The organism is Ruania rhizosphaerae, assembly GCF_009805705.1.
GTDB lineage: Bacteria > Actinomycetota > Actinomycetes > Actinomycetales > Beutenbergiaceae > Ruania > Ruania rhizosphaerae.
This window is the reverse complement of sequence record NZ_VSMB01000019.1, coordinates 14,642-27,528: the sequence shown is the minus strand read 5'-3', so window position 1 is coordinate 27,528 and position 12,887 is coordinate 14,642. Positions and strand designations below refer to the sequence as shown.

The following is a 12,887-nucleotide window of genomic DNA, read 5'->3' as shown; positions in this document are numbered from 1 at the left end:
CGACGTCCAGCGGGCAACAGCTCAGGCCCCGAAGGTCATCTCCCGCGCCTGCGCGTACCGGTCGGCCAGGGAGGCGTCCCGCTCGGCGGGCACGTCGAACTCCTTCGCGCCGGCCAGGCCCCACTCGGGCGGCTGATCAGCACCGGAGAGCGCCCATGCGGCCTGGCGAGCGGCGCCGTCGGCCACATACTCCCCCGGCTTGGGCACGGTCACCGGCACTCCGAGCACCGCGGGGGCGATCTGTCGCACCGCCTCCGACTGCGCGGCACCACCGATCAGCAGCACCCGCTCGACCGGCACGCCCTGCGCCTGCAGCGCACCCAGCCCGTCGGCCAGGGAGCACAACACCCCCTCGACGGCGGCCCTCGCCAGGTGCGCGGGGGTCGTGTTCCCGAGGCGCACCCCGTGCAGGGCGCCGCTCGCATCGGGCTTGTTCGGGGTGCGCTCACCTTCGAGGTAGGGCACGAATGTGAGCCCATCGGCACCCGCGGGAGCGGAGAGAGCGAGCTCGGCAAACTCCTGGTGGTCCACGCCGAGGAGGCGTCCGACGGCGTCGAAGACGCGGCTGCCGTTGAGGGTGCAGGCCAAGGGCAGGTAGCGGCCGGTGGCGTCGGCGAAGCCAGCCACCAGGCCTTCCGGGTCGGACACCGACGCGTCGCTGACGGCGCTCACCACACCCGAGGTGCCGATCGAGATCGCGACGTCGCCGGCCCCCATGCCGAGCCCCAGTGCGGCACCAGCGTTGTCCCCCGCCCCGGCCCCAAGTACGAAGGTGTCGGTGGTCCGTGCGACGGCCCCGGGAGCCACCACCTGGGGCACACCGATACGGCGACCGAAGGCACGCTCGAGCAGGTCGAACCTGTACTCACCGCTGGCCGCGTCGAAATAGCCGGTGCCGGAGGCGTCGGAGCGGTCCGTGGTGAGACGCTCCACGCTGTTCTCGCCCGCACGACTCCCGGGCCCGTCACCGGCGAGCCGCCACGTGAGCCAGTCGTGGGGAAGCGCCACGGCGGCGACCTTGGCGGCGTTCTCGGGTTCATGCTGGGCGAGCCAGCGCAGCTTGGTGATCGTGAACGAGGCCACCGGCACGACGCCCACCTGCTCGGCCCAGGCGCGCGCTCCCGCCTCGGCATCACCCTCGCCCAGTTCGTCGATGAGGTCGGTGGCGGCCCCGGCGCTGCGGGTGTCGTTCCACAACAGCGCCGGGCGGACCACGTCCCCATCGGCATCCAGGGCGACCATGCCGTGCTGCTGCCCGCCTACGGCCACGGCAGCGACGTCGTCGAGACCGCCGGCGGCGGAGAGTGCGACCTGGAGGGCGTCCCACCACGCCTCGGGGTCCACCTCGGTGCCATCCGGGTGCGGCGCCGAGCCGAAGCGCTTGAGCGCCCCGGTCTCGGCGTCCCGGATGACCACCTTGCAGGACTGGGTCGAGGAGTCGATCCCTGCGACGAGGCGACCTGCAAGGGAGCCAGTGGTCTGGTCGGACGGCTGCTCGGGCGACGTCGAGGTCATCATGCTCCTAGTTCATCCGATCAGGTGCCGGATCGCCAACTGGTTGAGACGGACGAAGCCGGCGTTGCGCTCACCGGAAGCGTCGGCGTCGAAGTCCTCGAAGGCGGCGCGGTCGGCCAGTAGGTCGGCCAGGCTCTCCCCCTCAGCCAGCGTCGGCTGGGCGAGCTCGAACACGCCGGAGGACTCCAGGGCCGCCTGCACCTCGGGGTCGGCGCGGTAGGCCCTGGCCTTCTCCGCCAGCAGCAGGTACGTCTCCATGTTGGCCCGGGCCGAATCCCAGACTCCCTCGAAGCCCTCAGTGCGGGAGGGCTTGTAGTCGAAGTGGCGCGGACCGTCGTAGGTGGGTCCACCTCCGGGGAAGCCGTTCTCGATGAGGTCCACCGTGAAGAAGGCCGAGAGCAGATCGCCGTGGCCGAACACGAGGTCCTGGTCATACTTGATGGAGCGCTGGCCGTTGAGGTCGATGTGGAAGAGCTTGCCGGCCCACAGCGCCTGGGCGATACCGTGCGTGTAGTTCAGCCCGGCCATCTGCTCGTGCCCGGTCTCGGGGTTGAGGCCGACGATGTCACCGTGCTCGAGCTCGGCGATGAAGCCCAGTGCGTGGCCGACAGTCGGCAGCAGGATGTCCCCGCGGGGCTCGTTCGGCTTGGGCTCCAGGGCGATCTTCAGGTCGTAACCCTGGTCCTTGATGTAGGCGGCGACGGTGTCCACACCCTCGCGGTAACGGTCGAGGGCGGCGTTGACGTCCTTCGCGCCGTCGTACTCGCTTCCCTCGCGACCGCCCCACATCACGAACGTGGTGGCGCCGAGCGAGGCGGCGAGGTCGACATTGCGGATCACCTTGCGCAGGCCGAACCGGCGCACGGAGCGGTCGTTCGCGGTGAAGCCGCCGTCCTTGAACACCGGGTGAGAGAAGAGATTGGTCGTCACCATCTCGATGGTCAGCCCAGCGGCGTCGGCGGCCTTCTTGAAGTCGGCGAAGCCCTTCTCGCGAGTGGCGTCGTCAGCACCGAAAGGCACGACGTCGTCGTCGTGGAAGGTGACACCCCAGGCACCGGCCTCGGCGAGATGGGGCAGGTATTCGGTGGGGTCCAGCGCCGGGCGGGTGGCCTGACCGAACTGGTCCTGGGCAGCCCAGCCCACGGTCCACAGTCCGAAGGAGAACTTGTCATCAGGGGTTGGCGTGCGCGCCATGGCGGGCTCCTCGTCGCAGCAGGAAGATGATGGTCTGTCATTGTTTGTTGCGCTGCACAACTTATCCGCTTGTTTCGGCTAAGGTCAACAGTCATGGACGGATATCCTGACCGGCCGCGGCGCGCAGCGCGCCAGGAGAGCCTGCGAGAACACAATCTCGCGCTGGTGGCGCGCACCGTCCTGCTCGCCCCGGAACCGCCCTCGCGTGCCGATGTGGCCGCACGCACCGGGCTCAACCGCGCCACCGTCTCCCGGCTCGTGGCGGAACTGGTTGCCGGTGGTCTGCTCAGTGAGGACGATCCTGTCGCCGCCGGTGCGGGGCGACCCGCCACTCCCCTGCGACCCGCTGCTGGAACGGTCGCCGGCCTCGGGCTGGAGATCAACATCGACTTCGTAGGTGCGCGGCTGGTCGATCTCGCTGGACGGGTGGTCGCCGAACGGATGACCCCCGGCCACTTCCGCGACTCCGCTCCGGACGAGATCCTGGGCCTCGCTGCGCACCTGGGCCGGCAGACCCTCGAGTCCGCACCGGACGTACCGACCGCGGGCACCGGGCTGGCCCTGCCCGGACTGGTACGTGAGAACCGGTTGCTGACCGCGCCCAACCTGGACTGGCACGACCTCGACCCGGCGGATGTCCTCATCAGGGCCGCGCCGGAACTGGGGCCGGTCACACTGGGGAACGAGGCGCGGCTCGCCGCGCTCGCCGAGCTCGCGACCGACCCCGCTGCCTCGTTCCTGTATGTCTCGGGAGAGGTGGGGATCGGTGCGGCGATCGTGCGCGATGGTGAGATCGTCACCGGTGTGCACGGCTTCGGGGCAGAGCTCGGTCACCTCATGGTCGATCCGGGCGGGCACCGGTGCCGCTGCGGCGCCACCGGATGCCTGGAGACGGTGGCCGGTACGGATGCGCTTCTCGAAGCAGCCGGGCTCCCTGGCGCGAGCATGGCGGAGCTCGCCGAACGGTTGGTGACCGGGGAGGCTCAGGCGAGGGCCGCCGTCGAGCGTGCCGCGACAGCCCTGGGCCAAGCTCTGGCGGCGTTCGTGAACCTCGTGGACGTGCCCACGATCGTCCTCGGGAACACTCTCGCCCAGCTCACCGAGGCCCTCCGGCCGGGGATCGAGGCGGAACTCGGGACCCGCGTTCTGGCGGCACGATGGGCCCCACCGCAGCTACGGACTGCGGCACCGCTGGCACACCCGGCACTCACCGGTGCCGCGCGGGCGGCCCTCGCGCCCGTCGTGGACGACCCGAGTGCGTGGCTCTCGCGGGTGAGGGCCGACTGACGGCAGACTGACGCCATGGCACGCACCGACTCACGATCCGAGCGCACCTGGTGCGATGAAGCGATCCGGCGGGTCCAAGCGGACGCGCAGCGATCGGCCGATACCCACCTGCACCAGCTCCAACTCCCGCAGGACTGGGGCATCGACGTCTACCTCAAGGACGAGTCGGTCCACCCCACCGGCAGCCTGAAGCACCGGCTCGCACGGTCGCTGTTCCTCTACGCGCTCGCGAACGGCTGGCTGAACGAGCACACGACGGTGATCGAGGCGACGAGCGGGAACACCGCCGTCTCCGAGGCCTACTTCGCCCGCATGCTCGGCCTCGACTACATCGCGGTGATGCCCCGCTCCACCTCCTCCACCAAGGTCGAGCGGATCGAGGCCTACGGCGGCCGGTGCCACTTCGTCGACGCCGCACCCGACATCTACGCCGAGGCCGAACGACTCGCCGAGGTGAGCGGCGGGTGCTATCTGGACCAGTTCACCTACGCCGAGCGCGCCACCGACTGGCGCGGCAACAACAACATCGCCGAGTCGATCTTCGAACAGATGAGCGCCGAACGGCATCCGGTGCCCACCTGGGTCGTGGCAGCCGCGGGAACTGGAGGGACGTCGTCGACGATCGGGCGCTACCTGCGCTACCGCCGCTTTCCCACCCGGCTGGCGGTCGTGGACCCCGAGAACTCCGCCTACTACCCAGGATGGTGCGACGGAGTCTCGGACTACACCACCGGGATGCCGTCCCGGATCGAAGGCATCGGCCGGCCCCGCATGGAGGCCAGCTTCGTCCCGTCGGTGATCGACACGATGATCCCGGTACCCGACGCGGCCAGCGTCGCTGCCATGCACCACCTGGACGAGGTGTTCCGCCGCCGGGCGGGAGCCTCGACCGGCACTTGCCTGTGGGGCGTGTGGACCCTGGTGGAGCAGATGCGCGACGCCGGCGAGCCGGGCAGCATCGTCAGCCTCATCTGCGATTCCGGTGACCTGTACGGCTCCACCTACTACGACGACACCTGGCTCGCCGGCCAGGGAATCGACCCCGCGCCCTACCGCGAGCGCCTGGAACGCTTCTTCGCCGGGGGCGCGCTGGGCTGAGGCAGCGCAGCACGTACCTCAGGTGAGGGCAGGGGTACGCGCGGCGACGGCGGCCCCCATCTGCCGTAGGTGCGCGTTGGCGGTCTCCACGAGTGCGGTCGCGCGACGAGACGCCGCGTCCCAGTCGCGGTGTGCCGCGATCGCGAGCTGTGCCGCACGCGGGGCATCGTTGATCTCGACCACCATCTCCGGATCGCCCAGGTCGGCATACATGTGCCCCTTGGCGGTCTCGGTCGGCAGGCGCAGGTAGAAGGTCGGCGTTCCCTGCGCGGCCGCGATGATCGGTGAGTGGCAATCCATGCTCACCACGACCGAGGCGCGGGCGTAGACGCCGGACATCTCCTCCAACGGCCAGTAGCGATCCAGGATGTGCACGCGGTCGCGGACATCGTCGGGGAGACGTTCGGGCAGGTGCGCGAGCGCGAACTCGTGCACGTAGCTCATCTCGGGTACGACCACTGCGGGGGTATCGGTCGAACGCACCCACTCGGTCACGACGGCCGCGAACGCATCCAGATCCTCGCGCCAGGTCAGCTCGTTGAGGGCCGCGCGGCGCTGCTGCTCCGACGTGGGGTGGCGGCCCTTGATCTGCGGATACGGCGCGTACCGCAGCCGCGGGACGAAACACCCGAACTGCCGTTCGGTGAGGTCGAACTGTTCGAGGAACGCCTCCGCCTTGGCGTCATCGCGATACGTGAACGCGAATGTCGCATCCGGGCCGAACTCCGGCCTCACCCCGTGCAGCCTCTGACTCCGCAGGTATTTCAGGCTGAGCGAGTCGCGGGTGTAGAAGAACTCGGCACCTTCCAGGCGCGTCCGCATGTCCTCGCTCATGTAGTCCTCGAGGAGCGAATCGATCATCTGGTCGATCTCGGCGAGGGTCGCCCACGTCGGCGGGCAGACCGGGTCCGCTGTGACGCCGAAGTAGCCGTAGGGCTTGCCGGTGTGCGCGACCCAGGCGTCGATCTCACCCGCCAGCATGGGCGATGCACCAGGGCCGTGGACCAGCACGTCCGCACGCTCCCACGCGGCGAGCACGTCCGGATCCGTGGGCACTCCATTGTCGGACACCGCCCCCTCGACGATCTGCACCTGCGGGTAGATCGCGGCGAGTAGCTCCTTCTCCCGAGCACGGAAGTCCAGGGCCCAGACGATCACCTCGGCCCCGCCGTACTCCTGCAGGGCGCGGATCGTTCCGGGCACGTGAGCGACATCGCCCACATTGTCGACCTGCCATCCTGCGCGCAGCAGCACGGTACGGCCCGGTCCAGGGTCCTGGATCGTCATCTCGGTCTCTTCCTCTCGGGTTGGGGGCATCAGTGGCGGCCCTGCAGTTCGATCTCCTCGGCGCGCAGGCATGCGACGGCGTGCCCCGTCTCCTCCTGGAGCACCGGCGGCGCGTCGCCCCGGTCGCAGAGCCCTTCGACGGCGAACCGGCAGCGGGTATGGAAACGGCACCCGGGCGGCGGGTTGGTCGGGTCGGGCAGGTCGTCCGGTAGGCGGATGCGTCTGCCGCCGCCTCGTTGGTGCGGATCGGGCTGCGGCACGGCTGACAGCAACGCCTCGGTGTAGGGGTGCTGCGGCTGATCGAAGAGCGATCCGGTGTCTGCCTGCTCGACCACCTGGCCGAGATACATGACGGCGACGCGATCGCAGACATGCTCGACGACGGACAGGTCGTGGGAGATGAACAGATACGTCAGCTGGAACTCCTCCTGCAGGTCCTTGAGGAGGTTCAGGATCTGTGCGCGCACGGAGACGTCGAGGGCGGAGACTGCTTCGTCGGCGACGACCAGGCTGGGCCGGGTGATGAGTGCGCGCGCGATGTTGACGCGCTGGCGCTGGCCACCCGAGAAGGCGTGTGGGTAACGGCGCATGTACTCGGGGCGCAGGCCGACCTTGGCGAGCATGTCGGCCACCTGGTCCTGGATGGTGCTGTCGGCGACGTCCTTTCCAGCCGGTGGACGGTTGCGGGAACCGGCCCGCTGCAGCGGTTCGCCGATCAGTTGCAGCAGGGTCTTGCGCGGGTTGAGCGAGGTGAAGGGGTCCTGGAAGATCATGCGGACATCGCTGCGGTAGGGCCGCAGCTCGCGTCCGCTGAGATCGGCGAGGTCGACCTCGCTGTCCGATCCTGGTGCGCGGTAGGCGATCGATCCTCGCGTGGGCGCCAGCGCGCGGACGATGCTGCGGCCGAGTGTGGTCTTGCCACACCCGGACTCACCGACGAGCCCGAGGGTCTCACCGGGATAGATATCGAGATCGACGCTGCTGACGGCACCGACGTGCCCGACCGTGCGCTTCCAGAAGCCCTTGCGGATCGGGAACTCCACCGTCAGGTCCCGCACACTCAGCATCGGCTGCTTGCTCGCGGGCATGGGGGTTTGTTCCCGGACTTCTGGGGTTTCTCGGGCTTCCGGAACAGGCGGGACGGGCAGCATCGGCAGCGGCCGACCGCCTCCGCTGGTCTCCGGGTTGTGCAGGTGACAAGGTGCGATCCGGTCATCACCGAGATCGAGCACCGGGGGCTCGTCGACATCGCAGGTCCCCGCCATCGCGTGCGGACAGCGCGGGTGGAAGGAGCACCCGGGAGGACGTTGGGCAGGGTGCGGCACCGTACCGCTGATGGCACGGAGCCGGTCGAGCCTGTGACCGTCGTGGTCCCGGCTCGGGATCGACTCCAGCAGGGCTTGGGTGTAGGGATGCTGCGGGTTCTCGAACAGATCGACCACGCCTGCCCTCTCGACGACCTTGCCGAGATACATCACCGAGACGTCGTCCGCGATCTCCGCCACGACCCCGAGATCGTGGGTGATGAACAGCATCGACATCCCGGTCTCGGCCTGGAGCTCGTGGAGGAGGTCGAGGATGCGTGCCTGGGTGGTGACGTCGAGCGCCGTGGTCGGTTCATCGGCGATCAGCAGCGAGGGGTCGCACGAGAGCGCAAGCGCAATCATCACGCGCTGGCACATGCCACCGGAGAGCTGGAACGGATAGTTGTCGAAGCGCCGCTCCGGCTGCGGGATCCCCACCCGCTTGAGCTCATAGATGGCCCGGTCTTTCGCATCGGCCTCATTGAGATCGGAGTGCAGCTGAATGGTCTCCATCAGATGCGAGCCGACCGTGTACATCGGCGACAGGGAGGCCATCGGCTCCTGGAAGACCATGCCGATCTCGCCGCCGCGCACACGGCGCAGCCGCTCACCGTCCTCGTCCAATTGGGTCAGGTCGACGGCCTCGGTTGCGGGGTCCGGCTGCCACATGATGCGCCCGCCGGTGATCTTTCCCGGGTGGTCGATCAACTGCAGGATCGACCGCGCCGTCACGGACTTGCCGCAGCCGGACTCCCCGACCACGCAGGTGGTCTGGCCGCGATAGGCGGTGAGATCGACGCCGTCAACCGCCTTCACAGTGCCCTCGTCGGTTCGATACTGCGTCTTGAGGTCGCGGATGGTCAGGACGGCCTGGCGCTCGCCGCCCGGTTCTCCTGCGACACGGGCACCCTCGGATACGGCGGGCTGGTCCGCTCGGGTGGTGGAGGTCATGTGCGGGGCGCTCCCTTGTCAGTGCTTGTAGGGGTCGGCGGCATCGCGCAGACCGTCGCCGAGAAAGTTCATGGCGAGGACGGCGATCACGACGGCGGCACCCGGCAGCAGGAGCCACGGAGCCGTCGAGATCACGCGGATGTTCTGGGCCTCCTGCAAGAGCACACCCCACGACACGGTCGGTGGTTGCAGCCCGAGGCCGAGGAACGACAGTGCGGTCTCGGCGAGGATCATCGACGGAATCGCCAGTGTCAGCGTCGCGATCAGGTGGCTGGTGAAGGAGGGCAGGATGTGGCCGAAGATGATCCGGGGCTCTCCTGTCCCGTCCAGGCGCGCCGACGTCACGAAGTCCTCCTCGCGCAACGCGAGGAACCTGCCGCGCACGTCTCTGGCCAGACCGGTCCACGCGACCAGCGACAGCACGAGCGTGATCGCGAAGTATCTCTCCACACTGCCCCACTCCCGGGGGACGGCGGCCGCCAGACCGAGCCAGAGCGGCAGCGTGGGCAGTGACATGAACAGCTCGACGGCACGTTGGATGATCGTGTCGACCCGGCCGCCGAAGTATCCCGAGATGCCGCCGAGCAGGATGCCGAGCACGAAGCCCATCCCGACGCCGACGAGGCCGACCGACATCGAGATCCGGGTGCCGTGGATGATGCGGGAGAGCTGATCGCGTCCGAGTTGGTCGGCTCCGAGCAGGTACATCGGAGTGTCGCTGGCGACCGGGCCGATCAGGTGGCGATCCCAGGGGATCAGGCCGAGCAGCTCGTACTGCTCACCCTGCACGAAGAACCCCACCGGCACCTGGTTGTCCGGGTCAGTCGTGAACTCCTGCTCGAGGGTCTCGGGGTCGCGCTCCATCGTGTAGCCGTGCACATGCAGGCCCCAGTCCCAGGAATCGCCCGAGGTGTCGACGATCTGGAGTTGCTGCGGCGGCGCGTAGGCATAGTCGGCGTTGAGGTGGCTGTTGCTGTACGGAGCGATCACCTCCCCGAAGACCGCGATGACGTAGACCAAGATCGTGACGACCAGGCCCACCATGGCGAGCTTGTGTCTGCGGAATCGCCGCCACACCAGGCGCCAGCGCGAGGCTGCGGCGTAGGAGTCTGCGCTCTGATCGTCCGGCTCGCTCGGGAGCGGTTTGATCGAGGTGCTCTGTGATGACATCTGTCTCGCTCCCTCAGTTGATCCGGATTCGCGGATCGAGCCACGCCAACGCGAGGTCCGACAGCAGCGTTCCGACGACCGTGAGCACGGCGGAGATCAGGATGATCGATCCCGCCAGGTACATGTCCTGACCGCGCAGCGACTGCAGCAGCAGTGGTCCGGTGGTGTGGAGGTTCATCACGGTGGAGACGATGACCTCGCCGGAGATCAACGTGGGAAGCAGCCACCCGATCGAGGAGACGAACGGGTTGAGTGCCACGCGCACGGGATACTTGATGAGGCGCTTGCGCTGCGGAATGCCCCGGGCTCTGGCCGCCACCACGTACGGCTTCTTCAGCTCGTCCAGCAGGTTGGCTCGCATCACGCGGATGAGACCGGCAGTGCCGGCCGTGCCGAGCACCACCACGGCGACCACGATCATCGCGGGCGAGGCACCACCGACGCTCAGCCCCAAGCCGGCCGCGGCCCACATCATGACCAGGGCCAACAGGAAGTTCGGAGTCGCGACGCCGAGGAAGCCGATAGTCGTGAAGACGTAGTCACCGGCCGAGTACTGCTTGACGGCCGAGTAGACACCGATCGGAAGGGCCATCGCCCAGGTGAACACGATGGTGATGAGGGCGATGCCGATCGTGAGCGGCAGCCGGTCCGCGATCAGGGCGGAGACCTCACGGCCCCACTCGAACGAGTGGCCGAAGTCGAGGTGGAAGATGATGCCGCTGATCCACTGCCAGTACTGCACCCAGATCGGTTGATCGAGCCCGTACCGCTCTCGCAAGTAGTCGATCTGCGCCTGGTCGACCGACTGACCACTCTCCTCCATCTGCACGATCACAGTGCTCAGGTAGTCACCCGGCGGCAGCTGGATGATCACGAACACGAGGATCGAGATCAGGAACAGTGTGGGGATCATGTAGAGGATCCGCCGGATCAGGAACTGCACCATCGGGTTCTCTCACCCTTCTCTCAGGTCGTCCACGCCGCGGAGGTGCCGGACTCTGCCGGCACCCCCGCGGACACGAAATGGGGTCAGCCCCCGATGAAGTACTGGGACACGTTCGTCGGCGCGGGGTCGCCATACCGGAAGGCCGTCGGGAACATCTCCGGCACGTTCTTCAGTCGATTGGCCACGGTGCCGTATCCGAGCGGGATCCGCAGCGTGCCGATCGTGTAGAACTCATCCTTGGCGATCTGCAGGATCTCCCGGAAGAGCTCCTCGCGCCGGGCATCGTCCGGCTCGGACTCCATCTCCCAGTACAGCTCCATCTGACGCAGCGGAGCCTCCGGCGGGGTGTCGCCCTCCTCACCGCGGCTGACGAAGTATCCAGCCCATTCGACGGCCCACGCGACGATCGTCGTGCGCGAGGGCAAGTAATACAGCGGCGCGAGCACCTCGTCGCGGAATCCGCCGGTGCCGTTCCACACCCCCGCGTCGTGCTCGCTCGCGACGGTCCGCTCCTGGAACAGTGACCGGTCCACCGGTTCGGCGCGCGTGTCGATGCCGACCTCATTCCAGTACCCGGCGACGAGCTCCATGGCGTCGACCATGTAGGGCGTGGGCCCGGGCGTCGCGATCAGGACGGTGATGCGGATGCGCTCACCGTCGGGGCCCAGGCGGTAGCCGTCGGAGTCGCGCTCGGCGTACCCGGCGTCGTCGAGCACCTGGTTGGCCAGATCGGTGTCGAATTCGGTGTACTGCTTCGCCATCTCCTCGTCGTAGTAGACGGAGTCGGCGTTGGGTGCTGCCTGCCAGGCCTCGCCCTGGTCCTGGAACACGGCCGTGTTCAGCTCATCGCGGTTGATCGCATGGGAGAGGGCGATGCGGAAGTCCTTGTTCTGGAAGATCTCCCGCTTCACCGGGTCCTGGTGGTTGAGGTTGAGCGAGATCACCATCTCGTTCATGAAGCTCGTCTGCAGATCGATGAACTCGTATCCGCCACCCTCGCGCCCATCGGCGAGCACCGGCTTGTTGCCGAGACTGTTGATGTGGCGCGTGACGATGTCGAGCTCACCCTCGGTCGCCTTGACGAGCATGACTTCCTCGTCGCTGACCAGCTCGTGCCGGATGGTGTTCAGGTACGGCAGCTGGCTGCCGTCGGGGTCGACCTTCCAGTAGTAGGGGTTGCGCTCAGCCAGAACCTCACCGCCCTCGTCGAGAGTCCGGGTGACGACCCACCCGTTCACCGTGGGGATCTCGGGGTTGTCCCACCACTCGGAGCGATCGACGTAGTAGTCGACCCAGTGCTCGAAGCCGGCAGACTCCGCTTCCGCCTCTGCGTCGTCGTTGTGCGCCAGGTGGAACTGCGACATGTAGTGCTTCGGATGCCCGGTGAGAACCTCGGCGTTGGCCAGCGTTGATATCTCTTGCAGGAACATCGGATTCGGGGAGGGGAAGACGAAGCGCACAGTCAGCTCGTCCACCGCTTCGACGGTCGCACTCCCGTCGGCGTTGGACAGGAAGGCCGACTCCACCGCACCCACGAACTCCTCGTTGAGCGCCACATCGTTGGCGGCGAACGCGACGTCCTCGGCGGTGAACGGTTCTCCGTCCGACCACCGCATACCCTCACGCAGGTGGAAGGTGAAGGTCGTGCCGTCGTCGGAGGTCTCGACGGACTCGGCGACGTTCGGGATCGTCTCCGACCAGTCCGGGGTCCACCGCATCAACCCCTCGTACCCCATCGTCATCTTGACGTAGATGAGGTCCGTCTGGCCGAGGACAACGGTGTTCAGGCGGCCGCCGTAGGCGCCGGTGCTCTCGACCGGCTCGACGACGAGCGGGGTCGCCGGGAGGCGCTCCTCGACCGGTGGCAACTCGCCCGACTCGACAAGTTCTGCCAGGTCAGGCGATTCGAGCCCCTTGTCGGCCTGGGGCATGGCGTCGTTCTCGCCGTCGGCACTGCAGCCCACGACGGCGGCGAGGCCGGTGGCGCCGACGCCGGCAATGAACGTTCGCCGGTCCGGCAGGAAGAGGGGGCGGTTGTGAGTCATGGCGGACATCTCCTCGTTGACGTGTCGTTGCGTCAACGTAGATGACCAGCGTCGACACGGTCAAGACGGGGAGACGCGACGTTGTGTCAC

9 protein-coding genes are annotated in these 12,887 nt (G+C 68.0%); 2 read left to right on the top strand and 7 right to left on the bottom strand.

Features of this window, described 5'->3' with window-relative positions; genetic code table 11:
* Window positions 1-21: 21 nt before the first annotated feature.
* Entirely contained in the window at window positions 22-1,515 is a 1,494-nt protein-coding gene (xylB, locus tag FV560_RS18725) for a xylulokinase (protein ID WP_159623275.1), read from the bottom strand.
* A gap of 12 nt (window positions 1,516-1,527) precedes the next feature.
* Window positions 1,528-2,709 (bottom strand): xylose isomerase, encoded by a 1,182-nt coding sequence (gene xylA / locus FV560_RS18720; RefSeq protein WP_159623273.1) that lies wholly within the window; start codon window positions 2,707-2,709, stop codon window positions 1,528-1,530.
* 93 nt (window positions 2,710-2,802) lie between these two features.
* Between xylA and FV560_RS18715 the strand changes: the two genes are divergently transcribed.
* Together FV560_RS18715 and FV560_RS18710 are read left to right on the top strand one after the other, a co-directional pair.
* A complete protein-coding gene (locus tag FV560_RS18715) occupies window positions 2,803-3,996 on the top strand; it encodes an ROK family transcriptional regulator (protein ID WP_159623271.1) in 1,194 nt (397 codons plus the stop codon).
* A 15-nt stretch (window positions 3,997-4,011) separates the two neighbouring features.
* The gene (locus FV560_RS18710) at window positions 4,012-5,094 is read left to right on the top strand and encodes a PLP-dependent cysteine synthase family protein (protein ID WP_159623269.1); all 1,083 of its coding nucleotides are present in this window, start codon (window positions 4,012-4,014) and stop codon (window positions 5,092-5,094) included.
* An 18-nt stretch (window positions 5,095-5,112) separates the two neighbouring features.
* Here the strand turns inward: FV560_RS18710 and FV560_RS18705 are convergent, their stop codons facing one another.
* The 5 genes from FV560_RS18705 to FV560_RS18685 all read right to left on the bottom strand — a co-directional run bounded on the left by FV560_RS18705 (window position 5,113) and on the right by FV560_RS18685 (window position 12,797).
* Complete coding sequence (locus FV560_RS18705; RefSeq protein ID WP_159623267.1) at window positions 5,113-6,381, bottom strand: polysaccharide pyruvyl transferase family protein; 1,269 nt, start codon at window positions 6,379-6,381, stop codon at window positions 5,113-5,115.
* A gap of 29 nt (window positions 6,382-6,410) precedes the next feature.
* Window positions 6,411-8,636 (bottom strand): ABC transporter ATP-binding protein, encoded by a 2,226-nt coding sequence (locus FV560_RS20440; protein WP_159623265.1) that lies wholly within the window; start codon window positions 8,634-8,636, stop codon window positions 6,411-6,413.
* Between the two features lie 18 nt (window positions 8,637-8,654).
* Complete coding sequence (locus FV560_RS18695; RefSeq protein WP_159623263.1) at window positions 8,655-9,806, bottom strand: ABC transporter permease; 1,152 nt, start codon at window positions 9,804-9,806, stop codon at window positions 8,655-8,657.
* 13 nt (window positions 9,807-9,819) lie between these two features.
* Window positions 9,820-10,752, bottom strand: a complete 933-nt coding sequence (locus FV560_RS18690) for an ABC transporter permease (protein WP_159623261.1) — start codon at window positions 10,750-10,752, stop codon at window positions 9,820-9,822.
* Between the two features lie 83 nt (window positions 10,753-10,835).
* Entirely contained in the window at window positions 10,836-12,797 is a 1,962-nt protein-coding gene (locus FV560_RS18685; protein ID WP_159623259.1) for an ABC transporter substrate-binding protein, read from the bottom strand.
* Window positions 12,798-12,887 lie beyond the last annotated feature (90 nt).

What these genes read in the sequence shown, in the direction of transcription:
- FV560_RS20440 (WP_159623265.1), bottom strand. Translation starts at nt 8,636, where the DNA reads ATGACCTCCACCACCCGAGCGGACCAGCCCGCCGTATCCGAGGGTGCC.
- FV560_RS18690 (WP_159623261.1), bottom strand. Translation starts at nt 10,752, where the DNA reads ATGGTGCAGTTCCTGATCCGGCGGATCCTCTACATGATCCCCACACTG.
- FV560_RS18685 (WP_159623259.1), bottom strand. Translation starts at nt 12,797, where the DNA reads ATGACTCACAACCGCCCCCTCTTCCTGCCGGACCGGCGAACGTTCATT.
- FV560_RS18715 (WP_159623271.1), top strand. Translation starts at nt 2,803, where the DNA reads ATGGACGGATATCCTGACCGGCCGCGGCGCGCAGCGCGCCAGGAGAGC.
- FV560_RS18705 (WP_159623267.1), bottom strand. Translation starts at nt 6,381, where the DNA reads ATGACGATCCAGGACCCTGGACCGGGCCGTACCGTGCTGCTGCGCGCA.
- xylB (WP_159623275.1), bottom strand. Translation starts at nt 1,515, where the DNA reads ATGACCTCGACGTCGCCCGAGCAGCCGTCCGACCAGACCACTGGCTCC.
- FV560_RS18710 (WP_159623269.1), top strand. Translation starts at nt 4,012, where the DNA reads ATGGCACGCACCGACTCACGATCCGAGCGCACCTGGTGCGATGAAGCG.
- xylA (WP_159623273.1), bottom strand. Translation starts at nt 2,709, where the DNA reads ATGGCGCGCACGCCAACCCCTGATGACAAGTTCTCCTTCGGACTGTGG.
- FV560_RS18695 (WP_159623263.1), bottom strand. Translation starts at nt 9,806, where the DNA reads ATGTCATCACAGAGCACCTCGATCAAACCGCTCCCGAGCGAGCCGGAC.